Raw genomic sequence first — 26730 nt, forward strand, 5'->3', positions numbered from 1 at the left:
CGTTCGGCCAGAACAAGGTACAAGTTAAAGTGCTTGTATGTCTGTTCTATACAACGTCTTTGTAGTGATTCACCTACTCGGTATGGCTGCCCTGGTCGGTAGCTACTTCACCGTCCTCAAGGCTCCTTCGATCACCGAGGTCATGGTGTGGGGTGCCAGGATGCAGTTCGTGTCCGGCCTGATCATCGTCGGGTTGGGCGAAGGCGCCCTGGACAAGAATTACATTCACGCGAAGATCGCTGTGAAGCTGGTGCTTTCGCTGGTCATTGTGGCCCTCGCGGAGATCACCCGGGCGAAGCAGAAGAAGGGTCAGCCCAATCCGAATCTGGTGCACGTCGTCGGCGGGCTGTCGATCGTAACCGTATTCGTGGCCGCGCTCTGGACCTGACAAAGACACAAAAGAGCCCCGGCGATCGAAACTCGCCGGGGTTCTTTGCTGTTGACGGGTCTACAGGCCCGGACGCTTGCCGATCGTCAGGGTCACTTCACCGGTGTGGGCGAAGAAGTCGTTGCCCTTGTCGTCGACGACGATGAACGCGGGGAAGTCCTCGACGTCGATCTTCCAGACGGCTTCCATACCCAGTTCGGCGTACTCGAGGATGTCGACCTTCTTGATGCAGTCGAGTGCCAGACGAGCCGCCGGCCCACCGATCGATCCGAGGTAGAAACCTCCGTGGGTGTTGCAGGCGTCGGTAACCTGCTTGGAACGGTTTCCCTTGGCCAGCATGATCATCGAGCCACCGGCGGCCTGGAACTGCTCGACGTACGAGTCCATACGGCCGGCCGTGGTCGGGCCGAACGAACCGGACGCCATACCGTCGGGCGTCTTGGCTGGGCCGGCGTAGTACACCGGGTGATCCTTGAGGTACTGCGGCATCTCTTCACCTGCGTCGAGACGCTCTTTGATCTTGGCGTGCGCGATGTCGCGTGCCACGACGAGCGGACCGGTGAGCGACAGACGAGTCTTCACCGGGTGCTTGGAAAGCTCGGCGAGGATCTCCGACATCGGCTTGGTCAGATCGATCTTGACCGCAGCGCCCTTGCCGGTACCCGAAATGCCATCGGTCTCTTCGTCGAGCTGAGCGTCCGTGACCTCGGGCAGGAAACGGCCCGGGTTGAATTCGAGCTGTTCCAGGAACACGCCCTCCGGCGTGATTTTGGCCTTCGCCTGTCGATCGGCCGAGCACGACACCGCAATGGCGACGGGCAATGAAGCGCCGTGGCGGGGGAGTCGAACGACGCGGACGTCGTGGCAGAAGTACTTACCGCCGAACTGGGCGCCGATACCGATCTTCTGCGTGAGCTCGAAGACCTTCTTCTCGAGTTCGTGATCGCGGAAGCCGCGGCCCGTGATGGCGCCTTCGGTGGGGAGCTCGTCGAGGTAGTGTGCCGACGCGTACTTCGCCGTCTTCATCGCGAACTCGGCCGACGTGCCGCCGACGACGATTGCAAGGTGGTACGGCGGGCAGGCAGCGGTACCGAGCGAGCGGATCTTTGCCTCGAGGAACTGCATCATCGAGTCGGGGTTCAGGATCGCTTTGGTTTCCTGGTACAGGTAGGACTTGTTGGCGCTGCCGCCGCCCTTGGCCATGAAGAGGAACTTGTACGAGTTCTCATGTCCGGCAGCAGTATCGGCGTACAGCTCGATCTGCGCGGGCAAGTTGTTGCCAGTGTTCTTCTCGTCCCACATCGTGATGGGGGCGTTCTGCGAGTAGCGCAGGTTCAGACGCGTGTAGGCGTCGTAGACACCGCGGGCAATGGACTTCTCGTCGTCGCCGGGGGTGAGTACGTGCTGTCCACGCTTGCCCATGACGATGGCGGTTCCGGTGTCCTGGCACATCGGCAGAACGCCGGCAGCGGCGATATTGGCGTTCTTGAGCAGATCGAGCGCGACGAACTTGTCGTTGTTCGACGCTTCGGGATCGTCGAGGATGCTCGCGAGCTGCGTCAGGTGATCCGTGCGCAGGTAATGAGAGATGTCGTGCAGCGCCGTTTCGGTCAGCAAGCGCATCGCTTCCGGCTCGACCTGCAGGAAGGTGCGGCCGTCCGGTCCCTCGACTGTCGACACCCCTTCGGTGGTGAGCAATCGGTACTCGGTGGTGTCATCACCGATCGGCAACAGGTCCTCATAGAGGAAGTCGGCCATCATCTCTCCTGAACAAGGGTGCGTGCGAAGGTCGCATTCAGGTTATCGTTGGGGGTTTCCTTCTCCGAATCGGGGCGGGTGTGAGCTGGAATTATCCGGATGCCACTGGCTCGATCAAGATACTTCGACCAGTTCGGAGAGCTCGACGCCGCGAAATTCGGCAAGTATTTCGGCCTGCTCGGCCACTGCTGCACGGCCCGATCGTGACCACGTTCCCCACGGGGTGATCGCGACCTTCAGCTTCTTTCCGGACGCCCGCGGTCGCCACAGCCCGGTGATCGTGCCGCCGACCACCACCGTGCCCGGTCGCCCGAGGGTCGGCCACACCGTCTTCTGGGCGGCCGGATCGGGCACCAGGGTCGCCCGATCCTTGAGCTGTACATACGGATCGAAAGGCCCGAGCAAGCGCGTACTCGAATCGGAGGGGGAGCCGAGCAAGTCTTCGCGGTCTTGTTCGAGAATCCACCGCTTCTCGCCGTTCACCTCGATCTCCTCGGCATCGACGGGCCAGTGGGCTTTGACGTCCTTGACCGGGGCATCGAGAAACGACGCGACGTGAGCAGGAGTGGCGGGGCCGTAGAAGCGCAGATACCCGCGAATCACGTCGAAGCGGGGATCGGCGTCTGAACCTGAGGCTGTGTACGGGCGTCGGCGCCAACCCGGAATGCGTTCGAGCACTGGGGGAGATGTGCCCGGCTGTAGCTCGAGGCCTGCCTGAAGTGCCGCGAGCCGGAACGGCATCTCGTACAGATGAGTGGCGTTGCACGGGCGGCAGAATCTCAGAAAGGGCTCGGTGACCCGCGTGGTCAATTGCGCGGACATCTCGCCCTTGACGGTTGGTTTCGAGACGATGTCCCGCATCGCAGTAGCAACTGTTTGCAGGGCACTCAGCGTCGGGATGCCGGCGGCCTTCAGGGGCCGATTCGCGTCGTAAATGCGCTTGGCTGCATCAGCCTCGCTGAACGGCGACGTGGCGACGGCGATGGCAGGCAGGTCGCCCCGACGGTAATAGTGGGGAGCGCCGCGCAACGTCCAGGCGAGAGCGAACTCAGTGACGTCGCCGCGGACGCCGCGGATCCGTAGGGCCCAGGCGGCTCCGTCAGGTCCGGTGTTCTGAATCCCGAGATCGAGAATGCTGCAATCGCTGTGATCGGCGTCACCGGCAGCCGCTCGGTCGAGTTGATGGCGGTGCCACCGGAAATTAGCTACCTGCGTGAGTGAGGTTGCGCTAGACATGATTTCAGTTTACTGGTGGGTAACCGCAGGATTTGGGACAGTTGATCAATGCGACGACAGAATTGGTGAAATTCGACCGATTGTCCGGAATTTTTTCAGTAGCAGACCTTATTAGTCGAAATAATGACCCCATTGTCGGAATCCTTTGCCAACTGGTCGTTCGTATGATTACTGTTACCCACGTCACGGATACATTACAGATGTGACGCAGCTGTCACAGCACTGTCGGGTGCTTTGGGTAGCTGACCTCTGACTTCTCTAGGAGATTCACATGGGTTCACTGATGTCGATCGTCGAACTTGCACTCAAGGGCCTCGGCTCGGTCGGTGCCGGCGACCAGTTGTTCGAAACCTTCATCGGTTCGGTTCAGACGAACACGGGCAGCCTCAAGCCCCTCCTCTGATCCTGCTCGCTGGAATCGGATCGTTCGACCACACAACTTCCGCTCGGGTGACCGAGACCTAAACAACTGTAGGAGTTTTCATGGGATCCTTCGAAATCGTGGGGAACGTCATCACGGCTGTCAACAACGTCGGCACCGCATTCTTCAATTCGCTGACCGAGCTCAGTGGCGGCACGGTTACGCCCAAGTAAGCGTCGTCTGACGAGAAAGGCTCACGCACTCGGTGCGTGAGCCTTTCCGTGTCGATCGGAACTAGGTCGACCGGATCGAGTTTTTCCGATCACGTCGGGTTTGCCTCTTTCAGCCGGTACCGTTCGAAAGGTTCCGCTGCCGAAGAGAGTGACACGGATGATCGAGACTCGTGCGTTACGAACGGTTTTCCGCGTCTTCGTGGCGTTGGGCACGGCAGTATGTGGGCTCCAGCTCCTCACGGCACCGGGTCACGCTCAGTCGGTGGACAGCAGGCTGGTCGACATCTCGGTGTACTCACCGTCGATGGGGCGCGACATTCCGTTGCAGGTCTTGCGGCCGGCTGATACCTCGACGCCCGCTCCGACGCTCTACCTACTCAATGGAGTGGACGGAGGAAAAGACGACGCGACGTGGTCGGTGCGGACCGATGCACCGAAGTTCTTCGCGGACAAGCACGTCAACGTGGTCACCCCTCTCGGTGGAGCATTCAGCTACTACACCGATTGGGAGCGGCCGGACCCCGGCCTCGCGAAATCCGGCAACAACAACGGGGTCAACATGTGGACCACGTTCCTGACGGAAGAACTACCGCCAGTCATTGATTCGACGTTCGGGACGACCGGCGAGAACGCACTTGCCGGCTTGTCGATGGCAGGCACGTCGGTACTGGATCTGGCTATGGCGGCGCCCGCGCTGTACAACAGTGTCGGGTCCTTCAGTGGGTGTGCGATGACGAGTCCAGGCATCGGTCAGGACTTCGTGAAACTCGTGGTCGCAGTGGGTGGTGGAAACGCGGAGAACATGTGGGGTCCGTACGATGGCCTGGGTTGGCCGGCTCACGATCCGGTTGTCAACGCGGACAAGCTACCTCGAATCCCGATGTACATCACTACCGCAACCGGGATTCCGGGTCCGTACGACACGCTTGCCGATCCACGGATCGACAACGACGTCACAGATTTGGCGTTGCAGCTTGTTCTCGGTGGCGGAATCGAGGCGGCAACGCACTACTGCACCACCCAGCTTGCGGACAGGACGAACGCACTGGGTATGAACAATATTCGCTACAACTTCAAGCCGGCAGGAACGCATTCATGGGGATACTGGGAAGACGACTTACACGACTCGTGGCCGATGATCGCCGCGTCGCTCGGCGTGTGAGGCCCCAACGAGCAAGTCTTCGAAGCGTCGTTCTCGTCGGCGCGCTCGCCTTGATTTCACTACTTGCGTTGCCCTCGACCGCGCTCGCCGACGAGACCCCGAAGATAACGAGTGTCACCGAACTGTCTTCGCGCTTGGTTCTTCTCGACGTCGCGAGTCCCGCCATGGGGCGCACCATGCAGGTGAAAGTGCTGCTTCCTGCCGACCGCTCGGAACCGCGCGGGACGCTGTATCTCCTGGACGGCAATTCCGGGCAGATCGAAGAGAACAACTGGCTGGCTCCGGCTAACGGCGATATCGTCCCGTTCTTTGCCGACAAAAACGTGAACGTCGTACTCCCCATCGGTGGAACCGGCACCATGTACACCGATTGGCAGGAAGACCACCCGAAATTCGGTCGTCTGAAATGGGAGACGTTCCTCACGAAAGAGCTTCCCCCACTGATCGACACGAGATTCGCAACGAACGGGCACAACGCAATCGGCGGGATCTCGATGGGCGCAGAGGCCGCGCTGATCCTGGCCCAACGCTCGGCCGGGTTGTACGACGCGGTCGCGGGCTACAGCGGCTGCTACACAACCGTCGGAGGATTCGGCAAGGCGTTGACCGATCTTGTGGTCATCAACGGAAATGCCCGTTCGGAACAGATGTGGGGTCCGGCCGGCAGTGAGGCTTGGCAAGAGCACGACATTTTCGCCAATGCCGACAAGCTGCGCGGCACCAAGGTGTATCTCGCCTCGGGATCGGGACTACCAGGCCCGCACGAAACTCTCGATACTCCTGCCCTGGGCCGGGTACTGGTCGTTGGCGGGGTCATGGAACTGGGATCGAACCTGTGCACCGACCAGATCACGCAGGTGTTGCGCGATCGCGGAGTCGATGTCACCCGCAGCGCTCAACCGGTGGGGACGCACGGTTGGCCGTACTGGCGCGACGAACTCGTTCGCTCCTGGCCGATGCTCGACTCTGCGTTGTCGGCTTGAGTAATTCCTTGCGATGAGTTTCCGCTTCGGGCCGGGTCTATAACCCTGTACACCTGATTCGTAACCTCATCGACAAGGACAGAACATGCCTTCCATCACTCCCTGTTTGTGGTTCGACAACCAAGCAGAAGAAGCAGCGAACTTCTACATCTCGGTGTTCGGTTCCGGGCAGATCCTGGGAATCGAAAGATACGTCGAGGGATCGCCTTCCGGAATGCCGGCGGGATCGGTGATGACCGTCAGCTTCGAGCTCGGCGGTCAGCGATTCACCGGATTGAACGGCGGACCGATGTTCACGTTCTCGGAAGCAGTGTCGTTCGAGATTCCGTGCGTCGATCAGGCTGAGGTCGATCACTACTGGTCCAGGCTGACCGAAGGTGGGGAAGAGGGCCCGTGCGGATGGGCCAAGGACAAGTTCGGATTGTCCTGGCAGGTGGTCCCGAATCGTCTTCTCGAACTGATGAAGGATCCGGATCGGGCCAAGGCACAACGCGCCACGGACGCGATGATGAAGATGAAGAAGATCGACATCGCGGAGCTCGAACGGGCCGCAGACGCGTCCTGAACACGATCTGGCCGATGGGCGACAGCCTTCGTTAGCTGATGCTAGCCTTCCCTAATTCTCGCTGGAGCGTTGGAGGAGTGCTGGTAACCATGCGAATCAATGTCTCTCGAATGAAGATTGCAGTCACCGCCTTGGCGGCCTCGCTCGCCGTCGCCGGGCTTGCCGGCTGCAGCAGCGACAGCGCTGACGCACCCGCGGAGGCGGGAGCAACCGTCTCGACCATGTTCGGCGACGTCGAGGTCCCGGCCAACCCGCAGCGCGTCGTCGCGCTCGGTTGGTCGGACGCCGAGACGGCACTTGCCCTCGGAACACAGCCGGTCGGTGTCGCGGACTGGATGGCGTTCGGTGGCAAGGGTGTCGGACCCTGGATTGCGGACGAGTTCACCACGGACCCGAAGATCCTCGGAACCATGGACCTGAGCATCGAGGACGTCATTGCTCTCGACCCGGACCTGATTTTGTGGACGAGAAGCGACAACACGCAGGCCACCTACGACAAGCTCAGCGCCATCGCGCCGACGGTCGGGCCGCCCCCGGGTCTGGCCACTGCGTACGGGACGACGGTCGAGCAGCAGACCGAACTCGTCGCGAAGGCTCTCGGCAAGGAAGCAGAAGGAAAGGCGCTACTGTCCGGCCTCGACGCCAAGTTCGACGCTGCAATTGCCGCCAATCCGAGTTTTGCGGGTAAGACAGCGGCCGTCGGCGCCTACAGTTCCGATGGTTACGGCGCGTACGTACCCGGCGACGCACGCGCAGACTTCATGACGCGCCTCGGCTTCACGATCCCGACGGCGATCACCGAAAAAGCCACCGGCAACTTCTACATCCCGGTCGCCAACGAGAACCTGAACTTGTTCGACGCGGATCTCACGGTGCTGTTTCCGATCTTCCTCGACAGCAGTGCGTTTGCGAACGATCCGCTGCTGCGCGCAATCCCGTCGGCCCAGGAGGGACATCTGTTGATCCTCGATGACCCGGCACTCGTCAATGCGTTCTCGAGTGGCTCGGTACCGGGGTTGACCTACGCAATCGACAACGCCGTTCCGAAGTTTGCGAGCACGCTCGGCGCCTGATCAGAGGTGTTTCGGGACCTGCCCGTCCTGTGAGCGTGTTCGCAAACAGTGGCGGGCAGTTCTCGTGCGTCAGTACACTGGAAAAAGTGAACTTTCAGCTAACGAGCGGCGGCCCAGTGGAGATCGAAGCGACCGCTCCTCGTTTTCCGCGGATGCATGCATACGTGGATATCGCTGTTGTGATCGTGGTGCTGGTGGGAACCAATCTGATCGCGCATTTCACCACCGCCTGGGCAAGCATCGCGACGGTACCCATCTCTGCTCTCGTCCTGTTGGCGCTCACCAAGCGCCGGGGAATGGGTTGGGCGGAATTGGGGCTGTCCCCTCGTGACCTGCGGCGAGGTTCGAAGTACGCGCTTGCTGCCGTCGGCCTGGTCCTGACCGTTGTCGCCGTCGGCGCTCTGCTTCCGCTCACACGTCCTTTCTTCATGGCGGATCGCTACGCCACTATTTCCGGCGCGATCATCGCGTCGATGATCGTGATCCCGCTGCAGACCGTCATTCCCGAAGAGTTGGCTTTCCGTGGCGTCCTGCACGGCACGTTGAACCGGGTCAGTGGATTCCGCGGCGTCGCCGCTGCCGGTTCTCTGATGTTCGGACTGTGGCACATCGCGTCGTCGATGGGTTTGACCAGTGGTAACGAAGGGCTGTCCGGCTTTCTCGGTACCGGAGTCGTCGGCCAGGTCGCCGGCATCCTCGGAGCTGTTCTCGCCACCGCTGCGGCCGGTCTCGTATTCACCTGGCTTCGTCATCGCAGCGGCAGCCTGATTGCGCCGATTGCTCTGCATTGGTCGTTGAATGGTGCAGGTGCACTGGCTGCGGCTCTTGTTTGGCATGCAACTCTTGCTTGATCCCAATATCTGACAAAAAGGACAGCATTCGCCGCGCGGCGCCGGGTAGTTTTGTGCTTTGCTCAGTAAGTGACGCACCTTCATCGAGGCCATGTCTTCCACATTTCCGGTCGTCCGACGGTTGAGGATGCGGCGCAGTCGCTCGTCTCGATCCCCGACGGCGTCTTGGCGATCGACGATGCCGGAACGATCGTCTACTGCGGAGAATTCGAATCGCTCCCCGGAGACCTCGCGGGCGGCGAAATTCACGATCATCGACCGGGTTTCCTGCTGCCCGGATTCGTCGATGCCCACATTCATTTCCCGCAGACCTACGCCGGCGATGCGTACGGCGGCGGCCAACTCCTCGAGTGGCTCGACCTGTGCGTCTTTCCCTCCGAATCGAGGTTCGCTGATCCGGAGTTCGCCCAGCACGCTGCCGAGGCCTTCTGCGCTCGCCGAATCGCCACGGGAACCACGGCCGCGATGGTGTTCGGATCGGCCTTCCCACATGCACAGGACGCGTTGTTCTCGGAAACTCTGAAACGCGGCCTTCGAGTGGTCAGCGGCCGCGGGATTCAGACCACCGGCCCGTCCTCCGCTGCCGCGCTGATCACCTCGGAAGAGGACGCGATCAGACTCACCCGCGAGGAGATCGACAAGTGGCACGCGGCCGACACCGGCGACGTGAACACTGCACTCATTCACGTTGCAGTGGTTCCCCGCTTCTCCCTCGCGGTGACAACACGGACGCTGAAAGACTTGGGGGAGTTGTACGACTCGGTCCGTGACAGGGGCGTCTACTTCCACAGTCACCTCAATGAGAACAATCGGCCCGGAACCGGCGAGGTCGCAACCACACTTGCCGAGTACGAGGTCGAGACCTATCTCGACACGTACGACGGCAAGTTCCTCCCCGGCTCACAGGTCGGCGGAAAGAGCTTTCTGGGTCCGCGCGCGATACTCGCGCACTCGGTGCACTGCCAGGATTCCGAACTCGCACGAATGGCCGAGACCGGAACCTCGATCGCACATTGCCCGACGTCCCAGCAGTTTCTCGGCTCAGGCACCATGCCGTGGAAGCGAACCGTTGCGTCAGGGGTCAACATCGCGATCGGATCGGACTTCGGCGGCGGCGACGAGTGCCTGCTCACCCGAGTCCTCGGCGACGCCTTCAAGGTTCATATCTCCGAAGCCGGCGACGACGGAGTGTCGATGCACCCCGCCGAACTGCTGTTCACCGGAACACTCGCCGGTGCTCGCGCGCTGGACATGGAGAACCGGATCGGCAACTTCGACGAGGGCAAAGAGGCCGACTTCCTGGTGATCGATCCCTCCGGGTGGCCGCCGCTCGCCGGGCTCGTCAGCCACGGAACGCGTTCGGATGATCCGGTACTCGCCCGCGACCAGACGCTCTTCGGCCTCCTGATGGCGATGCGCGAGCCCGCGATTGCGCACGTATACGTGCAAGGGCGCCGGGTGTCGGGCTGACGTGTCGGCAACCGCCATCACCGGGTATCACCGAACGAGTTCGGGATTCCGGGCGTGGGTCGAGCGTGCGGCCGAGACCGCCGGTCGATTCGACGGCTACCTGAGCTGTGGCATCAGTGATCAACCGGAACCGGTGCCGCACGGCATGTCTGTCACATTCGACAGTGCCGACGATCTTCACCGTTGGCTGGAGTCGAGTGATCGCCGCGATCTCGAAAGAGCCGCTGCGGCAACGGGAATTCTGGCACAGACGAGTGATCTGGTCCTCGTCGACGGAGTTCTGCCGCCGCCCGGTATCGGCGTGTACGACCACGTCGTCGTCGTGGGCAAGGAGAACGAGTTTCTGCGAACGCAACGCCACCTCATCGATCTCAGTTCGCGATTTTCCGGCTACGAGTCGGTGATGTTGTTGCGGTCGGTCACCGACTCCACCCAGTGGAAGTCCGTCCTTCGGTTCCGGACCGAGCAGCAATTGGCGGAGTGGATGGCGTCGCCCGAAAGGGCCGCGGCACTGCCGAAACTGCGAGCCGAGTTGGCCGAGGACTTCACTGAGACCACGCGGTCGACACCGTTCGGCACCATTCTGCGCACGGAGAACGGGCAGACCCGTGCGACGCCGAATTGGAAAACGGCGATGATCATCCTGCTCGTTCTCTATCCGACAGTGATGACGCTGTCACGATTTCTCGGTCCGCTGCTCGACGGAATCGGAGCGCCGCCGTGGCTGTCGATGTGGTTGAGCCAGATAGTCAGCGTCGGCGCCATGACCTGGTTCCTGATGCCGACGGTCACCAGGTGGTTCCGCCACTGGCTCGACCCGGTCGACGGCGCCGTTCCCCGCACCAACTGGCGCGGTGTCGCAGCGGTAATTGCGGTGTACGTCGTGACTCTGACGCTCTTCGCCTCCGTGAAGTGGCTGCAGTTCTGGGACTACTTCGACTGAATCCGGCCTCGGCGGAAGTAGGTGAGCGGTCCGAAGAAGTTGACGAAGATGATCGCCGCCCACTTCTTCTTGCTGCCATTGACCGTATTGGCAGGGCGTCGCGCCAGGTCTGTCCACGCGGCGATCGCCAACAGGGACTGAATCGTTGCGAGCAGGGCGGCGACGCGGCGCTGCGCGGGTGAAAGCTCACTCCAGGATTTCTTTTTTGTGAGGTTCATGAACTCCACTGTGCCCTCGAACGTCCGATTGGTGTCGAGATAGGGCTGCTATCGGTGCCTGGAGTTCCGCAAATCGGTGTGAATAGCGTCACCATGATGACCGCTAGGTACGGTCCCGCGGTCAGTCGGGATGGTCGTTTTCGGCGTAAAGATCTCGCTAACTCGAACTGTGGCTGAATGTTTGCGCCCGGACTAAGCTCGCGTGGCCACATTGCCGCGGGGGATTTGGCCAATCTGCTGGTACGCGCTCTAGCGGGAGCAACGCCCCCTCTGTTAAGTAAGGCTTGCCAATCTTGTGGTCCGCCTACAGGTTTGATGCTGCGAGATAGCTGTTATCGGGAACGATGTTCGGAATACGTCAATAAATCGTCCGTAGGTGACAGTTTGATCACTGCCGGCGGGCGTCACCTGTGTGTATGTCCGTGTCCCGAAGGGGTCGAAATGTAACGTCCCGGACACATTTGGTGTCGCGGAAGTAACGGAAGACCTCTACTCTTATCGCCAGCAGCCACTCACGTGGCGGCAATCCTCTGGACCGTATCTTCGACAGGAGCACATCGCATGAGCAGCGCAGAATTCTCGGATGCCTTCACCTTCCTCAACGACTTCTTCAGCAACGCGTCTGATCTCTTCAGCGCTCTGAGCTTCTTCACCTCGCTCAGCTGATAGCTTCCGGCCGCTAGGCCGACTCAGTGGCCCCCGAAGACGATGTCTTCGGGGGTGTGAGCATTGTTGGCCAAGTGCATGGCGGGGTTGATGTGACTGTGGTGGAATGCGAGCGAAAGAAGATAGCTTGCCTGCCCGCCACTTCCAGCGGGACACGCCGATGATCGGAGCTTTGTGCACGTCTCGCGAAGAAACCTCTTCAAGTACGCAGCGGCTGGATCGGCAGCTGCCGGACTCGCTGCATTGAGCGGTACGACGTCGGTGGCCAATGCCGGTTCGCTGGGGACCCTGCTCGATTACGCCGCCGGTGTGCCGTCCGCTCAGGCAATCAAGGCCGCCGGGTATGCAGGCGCCATTCGATATGTCTCGGATAGGCGCCCGGGAGCCGATTGGATGGTCGGCAAGCCCGTACTGGCGCGGGAAACCGACGCGTTGACGGCGGCCGGACTCCAAGTCGTTTCCTGCTATCAATTCGGCAAGGGCGGAACGGCGGACTGGCGCGGGGCTCGCGAGGCAGGCAAGCGTCATGCTTCCCGTGGCCTCGAACTACACGCTGCGGCTGGTGGGCCGTCCGGTCGGCCGATTTACGCGTCGATCGACGACAACCCGACCAGTACCGAAATCACCACCCTGATCGCGCCGTACCTCGAGGGGTGGGCCTCGGTCGTCGGCAACGGAGCACTCGGTATCTACGGAAACACGCGCGTGATCGACGCAATGATCAGCGCCGGCATCGGAACCTGGTTCTGGCAGCACAATTGGGGTTCGCCCGCAGGATATGTGCACCCGAGGGCAAACCTGCACCAGTTCGAGATCGACAAGCGCAAGGTCGACGGCGTCGGCGTGGATCTGAACTCGATCCTCACTCGCGACTACGGGCAGTGGTCGTTGGCCGGCTCGGTCGGGCCGGCCCAACCGGTTGGTTCCTCGTTACCGACAGGATCTATCGCACCATAGCGCCGAATTTGGCGAGCCAGGCCTTGGCGTCATCGGGGAGGGTGCCCGCCGCTTCGGCGGCGAGGCACCATGCTTTTGCCATCGACAGGAAGTTCATCGGGTTGTAGGCGTCTTCTTCGCGAGACCACGATCCGTTGCCGGCGTAATGCAGGATCGTGATGTTGGCGGCTCCGTGCTTGGATCCGTCGCCCGGATCCTCCATCGGGTTGTCGATCTCGCACACGATCCATCCGCGCTGCTCGTCGACGACGAACCAGTTGGTCGGGAACTCGGTCATGCGGTGCCCCGGGAACTCCGTCATTGTGCGAGTGACCCACTTGCGTACAGCTTCTCGGCCATTGAGGGTTCCGAAAGCGTGTTCCACGTAGACGACGTCCTCGGTGAACATGTCCGCGAAGGCGTTCCAATCGCCGGAACGAGTGCACTCGACAACGGTGTTCTGGTACCCCGCGAAGGCGTCTTCGAGTTCGGTACGCGTCCAGGTCATGAAGGGCTCCTCGGTTTGTCGTCGCTTCAGATTAGAACACGTTGCAGAATTGATTGTCGGCGATTCGATGCAGAAGAGTTCTGCGGTACCGTCGTTGACGGGTCGGGGACCCATTATGTGAGAGGGCACCACGTGGAGATCATCATCAATTTCATCTACACACTTTTGTCGAAGTTGCAGACTGGCAGCATCGAAGGCTCTTCGGAGAAGTGAGTCCTCTGCCGGGTTGATTCCCTTACGTGACTTTCTGTTTGGGAATCAACCCGGCGAACACCATCGTCACAGCGGCGGCGGCGATGGAAATCAGGAACGTGGCACGAAACGCCTCGAACGAGGGGATCACTGCGGTGCCGACGGTGATGGTCATTCCGGCCAGAACGACGCTCACGATCGCGGCAGACGTCGACGTGCCGATCGATCGCATCAAGGAGTTCAGTCCGTTCGCGGCTGCAGATTCCGTGATGGGGACTGCTCCCATGATCAGGGCGGGCATGGCCGAGTAAGAGAGCCCGACGCCCGCGCCGATGAACATTCCGGCCACGGCGACCTGCCAGACGCTCGACACCGTGAAATATGCAAAGGCATAACCCAATCCGATGACGAGGGCGCCAAGCATCAGCGTGATTCGTGGGCCACGCCACGCCGAAATGCGAGCGGAGACGGGTGAGAGCGCCATCATGACGAGTCCACCGGGGGCCAGTGCGAGTCCCGCTGCGACCATGGACAGTCCGAGTCCGTAGCCGGTGGACGTCGGTGCCATGAGGAGTTGGGGGAGCGTCAAGGAATTGCCGTACATGGCAAAACCGACGGCGATCGAGGCGAAGTTGGTGAAAAGAACCTGAGGCCGGGCCGATACGCGGAGGTCTACCAGCGGTGCGCTGCGTCGAAGTTCCCACCAACCCCAGACGAGGAAACTGAGAGCGGAAACTGCCAGGAGGCCCAGGGTTTTCGGGTCGCCCCATCCCCAGGTTCCGCCTTTGGTGATGGGGAGTAACAGAGTGATCAGACCAACGGTGAGGCCGAACGCTCCGACGAAGTCGAAGCGTCCCGGGCGTCGTACCGTCGATTCGGGAATCACGAACGCAACCAGTGCGATGCAGATCAGCCCGAACGCTGCCGAAGTGACGAAGAGGAAGTGCCAGTTGGCATTCTGAGCGATCACCGCAGCGATCGGCAGTCCGATCGCACCGCCGACGCCGAGGGTGGCGCTCATGACCGCCATGGCTCCGGCCACCTTCTTCGGTGGAAGAACATCACGAATGATGGCTATGCCCAATGGAATTGCCCCGACCGATGCTCCTTGAAGAGCGCGGCCGACAACGAGCACGATCAGTGAAGGTGCGATCGCACAGATGGCCGAGCCCAAAACGACCATCCCGAGACTGACGAGCAGCATTCGTTTCTTGCCGAACATGTCGCCGAGGCGCCCGCTGATCGGCGTGATCACCGCGGCGGCGAGGAGCGTTGCGGTGACCGCCCACGAGGTGTCGGCGGGAGTGGAGTTCAGCAGGTGAGGCAACTGCGGAATGATGGGGACTACCAGCGTCTGCATCAAGGCGACGACGATTCCGCACAGCCCGAGGACAGTGAGTACGGGACCAGAAGGGGCGTAGTTCGTGGCCGTGGTTTTCTTGTCCGGGGATTTCTCGTCGACGCTCGACGAATCTGCGTGAACGGACATTCGGCTCCCGCCATGGCGTGTTCGATTTCGGTGCGTTCGCCCCAGTGTGCACGCTACACATCGTGTGTATTCTGCACAATATGAGTGTGGATCGGGAACCCGAACTGGTGAATATCGAGTACGAGTTGACCCTGCTCTCGCGCTATCACGCGCTCGCTCAACGGGCGGAACTTCATCTGGACCGGTCCGCGTATCTACTGCTTGGACGACTGGAATTGCAACAACCGATGAGCCTCAAAGAGCTCTCCTGTGCCTTCTCGCTCGACATCTCGACCATCAACCGGCAGATCGGCGCGCTGAGGCGTCAGGGCTTGGTGGAGCGAGTGGAGGATCCGGACGGTGGGCTGGCGCGAAAGGTTCGGCCGACGGTGCAGGGTCTGTCGAAACTTCGTGCAGATCGCGAACATTCGACGGCCGGCGTCGAAAAGGTCTTGCGTGAGTGGACGCCGGAGCAGCGCCTCGCGCTCGGTGACCTACTGCGGCAATTCAATACCTCGGTCGAGTCCTTGGAAGGCCGCGACTGGCCGCGACCGAATCAGGTCTGAGAGTGCGAGACGGACCGCAGCGATCGACCCGGATCGCTCGAATCCGATTCCGGCGCAATGACAACAAGTTTCGGATGTTCCTCAGGTGCTGCGTGATTTCCACGCCAGGAGAGCAGTGACCAGCGTGAGAGGCCGGACAGTGCCGACCCGAGGCTGGCGAACGAGCCCGAACTCAGCACCGACGCCGTAGACCCGATGCTTCCGATGGAGAGGAAAGAGCCGACGCTACCGATCGAGAGGATCGAATACGCCGATCCGATCGAGAGAATGGACCCCTCGGATCGGATGGACAGTATCGATCGACTCGACTTGTGAGACCGTATCGACTGGTCGTCTGGGCTCGATGCCTTGTCTGGACGGCCATGCGTGATGTCCACTCGTAGATGTCCCATCTATCGGGTCTATCACGGTGATCGGAGATGCAAAAGGGACCCGCCGAAATTCGGCGGGTCCCTTTCACGAGACTTCGATCAAGCGACCGCGAACATACCCACGGTCGGGAGGAAGCTGCAGGTGATGCGATCTGCGCCTTCCGGCTGGGTGGTCAGCGAACCGCTGATCACCGAGAGGACGCGTCCCGGACCTGTATCGGCAATAGCCGACAAGGTGGCGGGACCATCCGGGTTGATGCGCGATGCGTTGGTCAGGTTCTGGGTGGCGCTGCGCTGGTTGTCGATGTTGACCCACGTCACGGTCATCGGCACCGGCTGGTCGTCGACGGCGGGAGCCGTTCCGAGAGCGGTGAAGACGAATCCAGCCTGACCGGCAGCGGGGCCGGGAGGAGGCAGGTGAGCCGGGCCCGGAACAGCAAGCGCGGTTCCGACCGAATCGGCGGTGGCCGAGATGCAGCCCTTGCCAAGCGTCGGGTAGAGGAACTGCGCGATGACGGGGGCGTTCTCGTTCGGGATTTCCGGTCCGCCGCCGCCGCTGCCGTCGAGGAAGGTGATGACCTTCTCGAGGGTGGCTTTGATCTCGGGCGGAATGCCGGGAGAGTTCAGGATCGCGCGAGCTTGGTCGAGCAACGCTTGCTGCGGGCCGCCGGCGACGTCAGCCGGACCTGCAGCGGCGCCGATGATGGCGGGCGCAAACGATGCGAGGAACTCGATCGGCACACTTTCGGGTGCGGGCGGTGCTGCCGGATCGGCCATTGCCTGTGCCGGCAATGCCAGTCCTGCTACTGCGGCAATAGCGACGGCGGTGAACGCCTTTCGCATACCTCGGGTTCGAAGCACTGTTTCCCCATCCTTAGTCATACCGCGCGGGCGCCTAGGCGAGCTCCGCGTTTGACGGCTCGAGGGGTCACTCTATGTACAGAGCCCCCGGGTTGTACAGCTGTTCAGTTGCTGAGCAGCTACGCACCGGGGGGAGTCTATGGCATGACCGGCCTCGATCGTGATTTACGGCGACCATACCTGTGACTGGAGTGATCTATGTGAAAGTTGATGCAACTGTTACGTCAGATTGCGAGGTTTGTTCACTCGGAGATCAGGCGAAACGGACCGAATCGTCGACGAGTACGTCAATTCGACGGGCAAGGTCGAAGTCCAGTTCCGTGAGACCGCCCGCCGAGTGTGTCGAAAGCGTGTACGTGACCTTTCGCCAGCGAACGTCGATGTCGGGATGATGATCTGCGGCCTCGGCGACTGCCGCGATGCGTTGAAGAAGCGCGATCGCATCCGGGAAAGTCGCGGAATCGACGGTACGAGTGATCGAGCCCGGCGACAGCTGCCAGGCCGGCAGTTCGTCGAGAGCGCTTTGGATCGCGGAGTCGGACAACAAAGTGGCCATACTCCATCATGGTGCGATGAGTGATGTGCCTGCAAGGGATCGCGAAGTTGTCGCCGGTGCGATCTTCCGTGGGGGAAGGCTGCTCCTCGCGCAGCGGACGAGTCCGCCGGCGTTGGCCGGTCGCTGGGAACTGCCGGGCGGGAAGGTCGAGGAGTTCGAAACGCCGCAGGCTGCGTTGGCCCGCGAGTTGCGCGAGGAGCTTGCGGTAGAGGTTCGATGCGGAACAAGAATCGGCGTCGATGTGCAACTGTCGGCCGGGTTGGTCCTGCGGGCGTACCGGGCGGAGTTGGTGTCCGGCGAACCGGTCGCGCTCGACCACGCTCAGTTGGCATGGGTCGATGCCGATGAACTCTTGTCGATGGATCTGGTCGACAACGATCGAGCCTGGATCCCCGAACTGCTCGAGGAGCTGAGGGCGCTTACGCCGCGCGGGCCTTCTTGAGACCGGCTTTCAGTTCCTTCTTGGATGCGCCCTCGTTCTCGAGCTTCTTCATCCGCATGATGACGACGGGGCACTTGATGCACCGTGTCTTCTTCCGGCAGCACTTCTTTTTCGGCTTGAGCTTCGAGACCTTGCTTGCCTTGATTTTTCCCATGTGACGCTGCGGCTTTCCTGTTTCACTACGGCGGAGAGCCCGCTCTTGGAACGAGGTTAGCGTACCCTTAAACACCCTGTTTCTCCAGGTCGTAATCCTACTCGCTTCAGCGTGGTGCAGATCACTATTGGCTGGTGGGGGCGGTGATAGAGGCCGCACAATGCAGGAGTATCCGCTCGGAGCGAGTAGTATTTACTAGGCCGCGGTGCCTATTCAGGCGATTCGTGCCCTGATTCGGATCACACACTCGTGCAGCGGCCACCAGAAGAGCCGTGCGACTTGACTTTCGCGTGGCCGAATCAACTCAGCCAGGAGAGCCATCGCGTGACCACCACCAGCTTCCGTAACGTTGCCATCGTCGCACACGTCGACCACGGCAAGACCACCCTCGTCGACGCCATGCTTCGTCAGTCCGGCGCGTTCGAGGAGCGCGCCGAGCTGGTCGATCGCGTCATGGACTCCGGCGACCTAGAACGCGAGAAGGGCATCACGATCCTCGCGAAGAACACCTCGGTGCACAAGCGCAACGAGGATGGTTCGGTCACCGTCATCAACGTCATCGACACCCCGGGCCACGCCGATTTCGGTGGCGAGGTCGAGCGCGGTCTGTCCATGGTCGACGGCGTCGTCCTGCTCGTCGATGCGTCCGAGGGCCCGCTTCCGCAGACGCGTTTCGTGCTGCGTAAGGCACTTGCTGCCTCACTGCCCGTCATCTTGGTTGTCAACAAGACCGATCGTCCCGATGCTCGCATCGAAGAGGTTGTCTCCGAGGCTCAGGACTTGCTCCTGGACCTCGCGTCCGATCTCTCCGACGAGGCCGCCGAAGCTGCCGAGCTTGCGCTCGGGCTGCCGGTTCTCTACGCCTCCGGCCGCGAGGGCAAGGCTTCGACGGTGCAGCCCGAGAACGGTCAGGCTCCCGACGCCGAGGACCTCACCGCTCTGTTCCAGGTTCTGATGGAGTACGTCCCGGCCCCCAAGGGCACGGTCGACGCGCCGCTTCAGGCTCACGTCACCAACCTCGACGCGTCGGCATTCCTCGGTCGCCTCGCGCTGGTTCGCATCCACAACGGCGAGCTGCGCAAGGGCCAGACCGTGTCCTGGTGCCGCGAGGTCGACGGCGAGCCCGTCATCACCAAGACCAAGATCACCGAACTGCTCACCACCATCGGTGTCGAGCGTGTTCCCGCCGAGGTTGCGCTTGCCGGCGATATCTGCGCTGTTGCGGGCTTCCCGGACATCATGATCGGCGACACGCTTGCCGACCTCGACAACCCGGTTGCGCTGCCTCGCATCACTGTCGATCAGCCGGCTATCTCGGTCACGATCGGTACCAACACCTCACCGCTGGTCGGCCGCGTCAAGGGTCACAAGCTCACCTCGCGCATGGTCAAGGCTCGCCTGGACCAGGAGCTGGTCGGTAACGTCTCGCTCAAGGTCCTCGACATCGGACGTCCCGATGCGTGGGAGGTCCAGGGTCGTGGAGAGCTCGCGCTCGCCATCCTCGTCGAGCAGATGCGTCGCGAAGGCTTCGAACTGACCGTCGGAAAGCCGCAGGTGGTCACTCAGACTGTCGACGGTAAGATCCACGAGCCTTTCGAAGAGCTGACCATCGACAGCCCCGAGGAGTACCTCGGTGCCATCACTCAGCTTCTGGCAAACCGCAAGGGCAAGATGGTTCAGATGTCGAACCACGGTCAGGGCTGGGTTCGTATGGAGTTCATCGTTCCTTCGCGTGGTCTTATCGGCTTCCGTACGGAATTCCTCACGGATACCCGCGGAACCGGCATCGCCAACGCCGTCTTCGACGGGTACGGCCCCTGGGCCGGCGAGATTCGTGCACGCCACACCGGTTCTCTCGTGTCGGACCGTTCCGGCACGGTGACGCCGTTCGCCATGATCCAGCTGGCTGACCGCGGAACCTTCTTCGTCGAGCCCGGCGCAGACACCTACGAGGGTCACGTCGTCGGTATCAATCCCCGTCAGGAAGACCTCGACATCAACGTCACCCGCGAGAAGAAGCTGACCAACATGCGTCAGTCGTCCGCAGACGTGATGGAGACCCTCGCGAAGCCCATCAAGCTCGAGCTCGAAGCGGCCATGGAATTCTGCTCCGGCGACGAGTGCGTCGAGGTCACCCCCGAGGACGTCCGCGTCCGCAAGGTGCATCTCAATGCAACCGAGCGCGCTCGCGAGCGTTCGCGTAGCAAGTCTCGCGACAAGGCTGCTCTGTAGTCTTTCGTCGGTTACCACCTGACAGGCGGATGTGCCTTTCAGCCGAGTTTTCGGCGGAAAGGTACATTCGCCTTCATGGTTTCCGGGCGAAAGTTCTGCCCGGAAATCGAGTGCGAAGGGGCGACGCGGCCCCGTACGGAAGGAATTGTCTGTGGCCTCAGGACGTCGCTACCTGGCGTTGGCAGTGGCAGTGACGGCGTTGTCGCTGACCGCGTGTACGGCCGATCCGCCGCCTCCGGTCGAGAGCACCGAAACCGTCAAGCCCACACCGACTCCGGTTGTTCCGGCGATGAAGCAGGTCACCGTGGCGATCGACGAGGTAGGAGGCGGATTCAACCCGCACCTGCTCGCGGATCAGTCGCCGGTCAACTCCGCAGTCGGCAACCTCGTGTTGCCCAGTGCGTTTCGCCCGATCAATTCGCCGACGCAGCCTGGTGCGACGGAGTGGGCGATCGACGATTCTTTTCTCGTTTCGGCTGAAGTGACGTCAGAGGCTCCGTTCACTATTCGCTACCAACTGCGCAACGAAGCCCAATGGTCGGACGGCGCTCCCATTGCGGCAGAGGACTTTCGCTATCTCTGGCAGCAGATGATCTCGGTTCCCGGTGTGGTCAACCCCGCCGGCTATCAGATGATCGACGACGTGAACTCGTCCGGCGGTGGCAAGACGGTCAACGTCGTGATGCGTGCGCCGTATCCGGCGTGGCGAGAGTTGTTCACCGATATTCTTCCGTCCCACCTGATCAAGGACACTCCCGGCGGTTTCAGCACCGGTTTGAGTGAGGGGATTCCGGTGTCTGGAGCCCACTTTCACGTGCGCTCGGTCGACCGTGGTCGAGACGAAATCGTACTGGAACGCAACGACCGATTCTGGGGCAAGCCTTCAGATCCGGATCAGATAGTTCTGCGACGCGGAGGAACGGCTTCGCAGTTGGCGGATGCACTGCGTACCGACGATGCTCAAGTGGCGCAAGTTCATTCGGGTAGTGCCACGGATATTCAGCTTTCTGCAATCCCGGGTGTCAGTACGGCATTCTCCTACGTTCCGCGCACTCTCGACATCAACGTCAATGGGCGCAGCAAGAACTTCGCGGACGTTCGGGTGCGTAAAGGTGTTCTGGGACTGCTCGATCCGGACCTGCTCGCCGTAGTGGCGGCCGGGAGTGAATCGGCGTCGGCCCCGGTGAAAGCCCAGATCCTCGCGCCGTCGGATCCGGGATATGCGCCAACCGCGCCGCCGAAACCGACGAGAGAGCAGGCGCTCGGCGAGCTGACCGCAGCCGGTTACTTGACAGCACCGCCCACCGGAATCGTCACTGGCACTGGAACGGTCGGATCGATCGTCCGGGACGGCGCTCAGTTGACGCTGCTGATCGGCGCTCCCGAAAACGACGACATCGCGATCGCCGTGGCAAACACCGCTGCCGACGAATTGCGTGACGTGGGTATCCTGGCGACCGTCGAATCGGTGCCGCCGGAGGAACTCTACGGCGAGGATCTGACTACAGGACGCGTCGACATGATCGTCGGTTGGAGCCGAGCAGGCGCCGACACCGCAACTTCACTGGCCTCCCGGTTCAGTTGCCCGACAGCGCCTTCCACTCCTGCGACAGGTTCGGCGGTACCCACACCGACGCCGTCGCAGTCTCCGGAGCCCGTCCGAACGACAAGCGTCGAGGCTCCGAGCAACCTGTCCGGGCTGTGTGATCCGGCGTTGCAAGGTCGGATCGACGAAGCGCTCAGTGGCATCGGGGATCTCGGGTCGCTGATCGCCGATGCGGAACCCAAGTTGTGGGATCTTGCGGCGGTTTTGCCGATCGTGCAGAGCCGAGCGCTGGTTGCAGTCGGGACCGGAGTCGAGGGCGTGGTCCTCGACGGGCCGGTGCAGGTGGGGATATTCGGAAACGCTACGGACTGGGTGAGGGTGGCAAAGTGACCGCGTCGGCAAAGCGACTTCTGTTGGTGCACGCACATCCGGACGACGAAACGATCACCACCGGTGGCACCATCGCGCGTTACGCGTCCGAAGGCGCCGACGTCACGGTCCTCACCTGCACCTTGGGGGAGGAAGGCGAAGTGATCGGTGACGCGTGGGCCGGGCTCGTGGCTGCCGAGGCCGATCAACTCGGGGGCTACCGGATCGCCGAATTGAGCGCTGCTTTGTCGGCTTTGGGCAGTGCCGCTCCTCGCTTCCTCGCCGGTGCCGGTCGGTATCGCGACTCCGGAATGATCGGCACACCTTCGGCCGCCAATCCCCGTGCCTTTGTCAATGCTCGACTCGACGAGGCAGTCGGCGCGGTGGTCGCCGTCATTCGTGAGATTCGGCCGCACGTCGTGATCACGTACGACCCCAACGGAGGCTACGGGCACCCGGATCACATCCAGGCACACGCGATCACGACAGCGGCCGTGGAAGCTGCAGCAACGACCGCATATCCCGAGGCCGGCGAGCCGTGGTCGACTCCGAAGTTCTACTGGACCGTGACCGAGCGCAGCGGACTCGAACGCGGCATCGCTGCGATTTCCGAGTTCCCGGAGAACTGGCGTCTGCCCGAGCCCGGTGAATTGCCGAGCGTCGAGGACGCAGACGTGACGACGGCAATCGATGTTCGAGGCGTCGTCGATGCGAAGGCGAGGGCATTGAGCGCCCACGCCACTCAGGTGACGGTAGCCCCGAGTGGAGCCGAGTTCGCGTTGTCGAACAACGTGGTCCAACCGATCCTGACGGTCGAGCATTTCGTATTGGCCGCCGGCACGCTCGGTCCGGTGGGTGAGGACGGTCGCGAGCGCGATCTGTTCGGCGGGCTGCACAGCTGACCTGGGCGTCGGCTCACAGGCATTGCGATCGACGCCGTAGTGGTGTGTGATGCGTGTCACCGGATGGGTGGTCCTTTCGGTAACAGCAAAGCCTGGGGGCTGAAGAAATGTACAACTGGGACCTGCAGAACCAGATCGTCGCCTTCGTTGATTCGTTGCGTCCGATGGCCGGTTACTACCACGACATGTATTACGGATCGCTCTACGCATTTGCAGATCAGCAAAGTCATCTGCTGACGCTGCTCGGGTTCCCGCCGGTTCCCTGATCGACTTCGTGCTTTTCGGGCGCGAGCCGGGGTGCTTGTCGGGAGGGACCCCGCGCTCGCGCGTTGGCCGTCGATAGACCACTATCAAAACCATGATCACGGCCGAGAACAACACAGACGCTTCGACAGAAACGTCGCTGTCGTGGCTCGACCCCATCATCCTCGGTGTCCTGATTTTCGACGGGTTCTTGTGCGCGGTGTTGTCAGTCCTGTTCTTGCCGACTCATCTCGGTACGACGGCATTTCCGATCAGCATTCTCGTGGCAGCGACCGCGAACCTCGTATTGGTGATCGCCGCCCGCACGGTTACGACGCCGGGTATGGCCGCATTGCCGCTCGCCGGTTGGATCGTCGGGTTCTTGGTGTGCATGGTCGGCGGTCCGGGCGGCGACGTGCTGGTGCTCTCGTCCCCTCTGACGTTCTTGCTGCTGGTCGGCGCGATCGCTCCGGCCGCGGTTTTCCTCTTCAAAGTAGCGATCAACAGGCTTGCCACCCTCAGTTCGCAATAGTTCTCGGCGCGCGCGTAGGAAAGTAACCCATCCATAAGGGACACTCAGCCTGTGGCTGAAGATGATCTGGCGGGCGCGACTATCGCCTTGACCGCAGAACGGCGTGTCGAAGAATTTGCGACGCTCCTCGAACGTCGAGGCGCGGAGATCGTGCGGACACCGGTGATCCATGTGCTGCCGTTGGTGGACGATCGGGACCTGCGCACTCAGACGTCCGCGTTGATTGCCGATCCGCCGGAATTGGTCGTGATCAGCACCGGAATCGGCTTTCGGGGTTGGCTCGACGCCGTCGCGTCGTGGGGTTTGACCGACGAGTTCCTCGGAGCTCTGGCCCGCACGCGCATCATCGCCCGCGGCCCCAAGGCGACGGGCGCCATCCGGGGCGCCGGACTGCGTGAGGAATGGTCGCCTTCGGGTGAGTCGTCCGAGGAAGTTCTGGCGCACCTCGGAAGCGAGGGAGTGGCAGGCTTACGCGTCGCGGTCCAGTTGCACGGCACCATCACCGAATGGGAGCCGTTGACGGACCTGAGCGCATCCCTCGCCGACATCGGCGCGGTTGTCACCCCGGTGTCGGTCTATCGGTGGATCCGGCCGCCGGATCAGTCACCGGTCCGCGCGTTGGTCGCTGCAGTTCGTTCCGGTGCAATCGACGCACTGACCTTCACCAGTGCCCCCGCGGTCTCCTCGATGCTCAGCACGGCCAAAGAGATGGGCGAGCTGGAGCGGTTCGTCGCAGCTATGCGCGGACCGGTACCGACCTACTGCGTCGGACCGGTGACGGCCGCCCCGCTGGAGTTGCTCGGCGTTCCGACCATCCAGCCGGAGCGATCGCGTCTCGGTTCGCTGGCGAGGCTCATCATCGACGACCTGCCCAAACGTCGCCACCGCCCGGAGTGACGGCTTCGATCAATGCCCACGCGTTCTCGGCGGGGAGATCGATCACCTCGTAGCTTCCGGTGCCTGCTGGCGTCGCGGCGATGACGGTTGCCACGCCTGCGCGTCGCTGGAAGAACGTCTCGCGCACCGTCCATCCGATGACACCTTCGGATTCGAGGCTGTGGCGCTGGCGATCGAGCGAGCCGCTTCGGGTGATCAACCATCCCGGCAGGACTGCGTGGCCGAGGCCGTTGTATCGGTCGTAGGCGAGGGCAGCGCCAGCGATGGCGAGTACGGCGACCCCGAACCACGCGTAGATCGGTACATCCAGACCAGAAGCCGTGCACGCCACGCAGACCAGAAACGCCACTGTCGCGAGAAACAGTGCCCTGGTGTACCGGCGACGCCGCGCGGCCGGGCCGTGCGGGATCAGCGGGGCGGACGCCTGACGTGAATCACCGATGACGGTGGCCATCACTCGCTCGGCTTCCCTGCGTGGTCCCTGCGGGAGCAGCAGCGAAGATTCCTTCTTCTCGGCGCTGACCCCGGTCATGATGGCGTCGAGCCGCGCGCCGCGGGCCAATCGCAGTAGAAGCGGTTCCTTGAGCGTCGTGCCGCGGAGGCGGGCGCGGTCGAGTGTGGTTTGCCGAGTTTTCAACAGGCCGTGACTGACATGCAGGATGCGGCCGTTGTCGGTGAGTTTCATGTTGCCGAACGCGATCAGGTACTGGACGCAGGCGAGTGCACTCGACAGCACCAGCAGCACGACGAGTGCGATGACGACCATCAGCGCGATGCCCAGGCTCTCGAGTGAGTCGAAGCTGTCGCTTACTGCCGACGATTTCGCGACGGCAGTGCCGATGCCGTATTGGAACGAGATGCCGATGATCGCTGCGATGATGGCGATTCCGGTGAACGAAAAGGGAGCGTAGCGAACCCAACTGGGCTCCCAGTGACCGATCTCGGTGTCGACCGGTTCGGCGATGTTCTCGACCGGTGTGCCCGGGGTTTCCAGTCGCCGTGCCTGTTGCGCGCCGGCCAACAGTGCGGCACGTAGGTCCGGAACCAGGGCAGTCGAGAGGGCATTGAGTTCGAACTTGTTCGAATCGTGGCCGATCCCGGCGCGCTGGCCGGTCCCGATGCGCACGATCGACAGCCCGAGCAGTCGGTGCATGACCCCGGCCTCGACGTCGACGGATCGGATGCGGCTACGCGGGACGGAGAGCAGCTTTTTCTGGAATACCCCGGTGCGCAGTTGTACGTGAACGGGCCCGATTCGGTACGTGGTGGTGAAGTACCGCAACAGACCGAAGACGACGAGCAGAGTGACGACGCCGAGTCCCCACCAGTGGTTTCCGGATTGGCTGCCGAGAACTACGGAGACGAGCAGGACCGGGAGCAGTTTGACGACTTCGTTGACGGGGTGGACCAGAAGCATGCGGCGGTCGAGGCGGAGCCATGGCTGTTCCTCCTCGGCTGCCTCGGCAGCTGCCGTTTCCGCCTCGACCGGGATTTCGATCGCGGTCGGGTCGCCCAACTGCTTCTCGTTCACGTTGCGTCTCCCACGTTGGTGCCCGCGATCTCCGTCAGTTGGGCCACTGTGCGGTCGGCGATTTCCTGGTCGAGCGCGGAGATCTTCACAGCCCCGGCCGACGACGCCGTAGTGACGGTCACGGTTGCCAGACCCAACATGCGGTCGATCGGTCCGCGTTCGGTGTCCACGGTCTGCACGCGCGATATCGGTGCGATCCGTCGTTCCTGGGTGAACCACCCCGTGCGTGTGTACACCGCAGAGTCACTGATTTCCCATCTGTGGACGCGATACCGCCACGCCGGAACCATCAGAATGTAGGTGGCCGCGAATAGGACGGTGACTGCGAAGACCAGGCCCACCACCCAGGACGGGATTCCGGGTATCAAGACGGCACAGACGATTTCGGCGACGATGACGGGTACCCAGAACAGCGAGGCAGTGATTGCCCACAGCCTCGGGGCTTTGGCGCTGGGTCGCCATAACGGGTCGGCCATGGTCAGCGGTTGCGGGGCAGTCATGGGCACTACTTTGGTCG

At 62.1% G+C, this 26730-nt stretch carries 29 protein-coding genes; 18 read left to right on the top strand and 11 right to left on the bottom strand.

Annotated features, from left to right (window positions below):
• The first annotated feature begins 37 nt into the window (after positions 1–37).
• A complete protein-coding gene (locus AC1DVN_RS12185) occupies positions 38–388 on the top strand; it encodes a hypothetical protein (protein WP_003945214.1) in 351 nt (116 codons plus the stop codon).
• A 60-nt stretch (positions 389–448) separates the two neighbouring features.
• Here AC1DVN_RS12185 and AC1DVN_RS12190 read toward each other — a convergent pair whose 3' ends face one another.
• Both AC1DVN_RS12190 and AC1DVN_RS12195 read right to left on the bottom strand, forming a co-directional pair.
• Positions 449–2146 carry a fumarate hydratase gene (locus AC1DVN_RS12190; protein ID WP_029536802.1) on the bottom strand — a complete coding sequence of 566 codons (1698 nt, stop codon included), beginning with the start codon at positions 2144–2146 and terminating at the stop codon, positions 449–451.
• A 114-nt stretch (positions 2147–2260) separates the two neighbouring features.
• Positions 2261–3382: a winged helix DNA-binding domain-containing protein gene (locus AC1DVN_RS12195; protein ID WP_477993819.1), complete on the bottom strand. Its 1122-nt coding sequence runs from the start codon at positions 3380–3382 to the stop codon at positions 2261–2263.
• Positions 3383–3653: 271 nt separating this feature from the next.
• On the opposite strand from AC1DVN_RS12195, the gene AC1DVN_RS12200 reads away from it, so the two are divergent.
• The 8 genes from AC1DVN_RS12200 to AC1DVN_RS12235 all read left to right on the top strand — a co-directional run bounded on the left by AC1DVN_RS12200 (position 3654) and on the right by AC1DVN_RS12235 (position 11023).
• Positions 3654–3785, top strand: coding sequence for a hypothetical protein (locus AC1DVN_RS12200; RefSeq protein WP_255246888.1), 132 nt, complete (start codon positions 3654–3656; stop codon positions 3783–3785).
• Positions 3786–4133: 348 nt separating this feature from the next.
• Positions 4134–5138 (top strand): alpha/beta hydrolase, encoded by a 1005-nt coding sequence (locus AC1DVN_RS12205; RefSeq protein ID WP_029536800.1) that lies wholly within the window; start codon positions 4134–4136, stop codon positions 5136–5138.
• Positions 5135–6121 carry an alpha/beta hydrolase gene (locus AC1DVN_RS12210; RefSeq protein WP_257207212.1) on the top strand — a complete coding sequence of 329 codons (987 nt, stop codon included), beginning with the start codon at positions 5135–5137 and terminating at the stop codon, positions 6119–6121. Before AC1DVN_RS12205 ends, AC1DVN_RS12210 begins: the two co-directional genes overlap by 4 nt.
• A gap of 85 nt (positions 6122–6206) precedes the next feature.
• On the top strand, positions 6207–6686 hold the full coding sequence (locus AC1DVN_RS12215) for a VOC family protein (protein WP_007726307.1): 480 nt from the start codon (positions 6207–6209) through the stop codon (positions 6684–6686).
• A gap of 110 nt (positions 6687–6796) precedes the next feature.
• Positions 6797–7759 carry an ABC transporter substrate-binding protein gene (locus tag AC1DVN_RS12220; RefSeq protein ID WP_223257893.1) on the top strand — a complete coding sequence of 321 codons (963 nt, stop codon included), beginning with the start codon at positions 6797–6799 and terminating at the stop codon, positions 7757–7759.
• A 152-nt stretch (positions 7760–7911) separates the two neighbouring features.
• The gene (locus AC1DVN_RS12225; RefSeq protein WP_020908494.1) at positions 7912–8610 is read left to right on the top strand and encodes a CPBP family intramembrane glutamic endopeptidase; all 699 of its coding nucleotides are present in this window, start codon (positions 7912–7914) and stop codon (positions 8608–8610) included.
• Between the two features lie 69 nt (positions 8611–8679).
• Positions 8680–10080 carry an amidohydrolase family protein gene (locus AC1DVN_RS12230; protein ID WP_019744538.1) on the top strand — a complete coding sequence of 467 codons (1401 nt, stop codon included), beginning with the start codon at positions 8680–8682 and terminating at the stop codon, positions 10078–10080.
• A gap of 1 nt (position 10081) precedes the next feature.
• Positions 10082–11023 carry an antibiotic biosynthesis monooxygenase gene (locus AC1DVN_RS12235; RefSeq protein ID WP_019744537.1) on the top strand — a complete coding sequence of 314 codons (942 nt, stop codon included), beginning with the start codon at positions 10082–10084 and terminating at the stop codon, positions 11021–11023.
• Here the strand turns inward: AC1DVN_RS12235 and AC1DVN_RS12240 are convergent.
• Positions 11011–11241 (bottom strand): PLD nuclease N-terminal domain-containing protein, encoded by a 231-nt coding sequence (locus tag AC1DVN_RS12240; protein ID WP_029536799.1) that lies wholly within the window; start codon positions 11239–11241, stop codon positions 11011–11013. The two genes, AC1DVN_RS12235 and AC1DVN_RS12240, sit on opposite strands and share 13 nt — an antisense overlap.
• A gap of 840 nt (positions 11242–12081) precedes the next feature.
• On the opposite strand from AC1DVN_RS12240, the gene AC1DVN_RS12245 reads away from it, so the two are divergent.
• Positions 12082–12864, top strand: coding sequence for a DUF1906 domain-containing protein (locus tag AC1DVN_RS12245; RefSeq protein WP_019744534.1), 783 nt, complete (start codon positions 12082–12084; stop codon positions 12862–12864).
• Here the strand turns inward: AC1DVN_RS12245 and AC1DVN_RS12250 are convergent.
• Complete coding sequence (locus AC1DVN_RS12250) at positions 12851–13351, bottom strand: nuclear transport factor 2 family protein (RefSeq protein WP_092763287.1); 501 nt, start codon at positions 13349–13351, stop codon at positions 12851–12853. The two genes, AC1DVN_RS12245 and AC1DVN_RS12250, sit on opposite strands and share 14 nt — an antisense overlap.
• Positions 13352–13586: 235 nt before the next feature.
• On the bottom strand, positions 13587–15032 hold the full coding sequence (locus tag AC1DVN_RS12255) for an MFS transporter (RefSeq protein WP_019744532.1): 1446 nt from the start codon (positions 15030–15032) through the stop codon (positions 13587–13589).
• 80 nt (positions 15033–15112) lie between these two features.
• Between AC1DVN_RS12255 and AC1DVN_RS12260 the strand changes: the two genes are divergently transcribed.
• Positions 15113–15577, top strand: coding sequence for a MarR family winged helix-turn-helix transcriptional regulator (locus tag AC1DVN_RS12260; RefSeq protein WP_024487315.1), 465 nt, complete (start codon positions 15113–15115; stop codon positions 15575–15577).
• Here AC1DVN_RS12260 and AC1DVN_RS12265 read toward each other — a convergent pair.
• The 3 genes from AC1DVN_RS12265 to AC1DVN_RS12275 form a co-directional block, all read right to left on the bottom strand.
• Positions 15568–15969, bottom strand: coding sequence for a hypothetical protein (locus tag AC1DVN_RS12265; RefSeq protein WP_019744530.1), 402 nt, complete (start codon positions 15967–15969; stop codon positions 15568–15570). The genes AC1DVN_RS12260 and AC1DVN_RS12265 overlap by 10 nt on opposite strands.
• 78 nt (positions 15970–16047) lie before the next feature.
• A complete protein-coding gene (locus AC1DVN_RS12270; RefSeq protein ID WP_029255827.1) occupies positions 16048–16791 on the bottom strand; it encodes an Rv1157c family protein in 744 nt (247 codons plus the stop codon).
• A 271-nt stretch (positions 16792–17062) separates the two neighbouring features.
• Positions 17063–17365 (bottom strand): 4a-hydroxytetrahydrobiopterin dehydratase, encoded by a 303-nt coding sequence (locus tag AC1DVN_RS12275; protein WP_019744528.1) that lies wholly within the window; start codon positions 17363–17365, stop codon positions 17063–17065.
• Between the two features lie 16 nt (positions 17366–17381).
• Here AC1DVN_RS12275 and AC1DVN_RS12280 point away from each other — a divergent pair, with 16 nt between their 5' ends.
• Positions 17382–17807, top strand: coding sequence for a (deoxy)nucleoside triphosphate pyrophosphohydrolase (locus AC1DVN_RS12280; protein WP_019744527.1), 426 nt, complete (start codon positions 17382–17384; stop codon positions 17805–17807).
• Here the strand turns inward: AC1DVN_RS12280 and AC1DVN_RS12285 are convergent.
• Positions 17785–17961, bottom strand: coding sequence for a hypothetical protein (locus tag AC1DVN_RS12285; RefSeq protein ID WP_019744526.1), 177 nt, complete (start codon positions 17959–17961; stop codon positions 17785–17787). The two genes, AC1DVN_RS12280 and AC1DVN_RS12285, sit on opposite strands and share 23 nt — an antisense overlap.
• A 324-nt stretch (positions 17962–18285) precedes the next feature.
• Here AC1DVN_RS12285 and typA point away from each other — a divergent pair, with 324 nt between their 5' ends.
• From typA to AC1DVN_RS12315, 6 genes are all read left to right on the top strand, one after another.
• Positions 18286–20193 (top strand): translational GTPase TypA, encoded by a 1908-nt coding sequence (typA, locus tag AC1DVN_RS12290; RefSeq protein WP_019744525.1) that lies wholly within the window; start codon positions 18286–18288, stop codon positions 20191–20193.
• Positions 20194–20344: 151 nt separating this feature from the next.
• Positions 20345–22129 carry an ABC transporter family substrate-binding protein gene (locus tag AC1DVN_RS12295; protein ID WP_019744524.1) on the top strand — a complete coding sequence of 595 codons (1785 nt, stop codon included), beginning with the start codon at positions 20345–20347 and terminating at the stop codon, positions 22127–22129.
• The gene (gene mshB / locus AC1DVN_RS12300) at positions 22126–23010 is read left to right on the top strand and encodes an N-acetyl-1-D-myo-inositol-2-amino-2-deoxy-alpha-D-glucopyranoside deacetylase (RefSeq protein ID WP_019744523.1); all 885 of its coding nucleotides are present in this window, start codon (positions 22126–22128) and stop codon (positions 23008–23010) included. Before AC1DVN_RS12295 ends, mshB begins: the two co-directional genes overlap by 4 nt.
• Before the next feature lie 107 nt (positions 23011–23117).
• Positions 23118–23276, top strand: a complete 159-nt coding sequence (locus AC1DVN_RS12305; RefSeq protein WP_019744522.1) for a hypothetical protein — start codon at positions 23118–23120, stop codon at positions 23274–23276.
• Positions 23277–23368: 92 nt separating this feature from the next.
• Positions 23369–23785, top strand: coding sequence for a hypothetical protein (locus AC1DVN_RS12310; RefSeq protein WP_019744521.1), 417 nt, complete (start codon positions 23369–23371; stop codon positions 23783–23785).
• 51 nt (positions 23786–23836) lie between these two features.
• Positions 23837–24682, top strand: a complete 846-nt coding sequence (locus AC1DVN_RS12315; RefSeq protein WP_019744520.1) for a uroporphyrinogen-III synthase — start codon at positions 23837–23839, stop codon at positions 24680–24682.
• Here the strand turns inward: AC1DVN_RS12315 and AC1DVN_RS12320 are convergent.
• Together AC1DVN_RS12320 and AC1DVN_RS12325 are read right to left on the bottom strand one after the other, a co-directional pair.
• Positions 24642–26213: a PH domain-containing protein gene (locus tag AC1DVN_RS12320; RefSeq protein WP_019744519.1), complete on the bottom strand. Its 1572-nt coding sequence runs from the start codon at positions 26211–26213 to the stop codon at positions 24642–24644. The genes AC1DVN_RS12315 and AC1DVN_RS12320 overlap by 41 nt on opposite strands.
• Positions 26210–26713: a PH domain-containing protein gene (locus tag AC1DVN_RS12325; RefSeq protein WP_029536794.1), complete on the bottom strand. Its 504-nt coding sequence runs from the start codon at positions 26711–26713 to the stop codon at positions 26210–26212. The genes AC1DVN_RS12320 and AC1DVN_RS12325 overlap by 4 nt, the downstream gene beginning before the upstream one ends.
• Between the last annotated feature and the right edge of the window lie 17 nt (positions 26714–26730).

Source organism: Rhodococcus sp. P4_E4 (assembly GCF_056401575.1).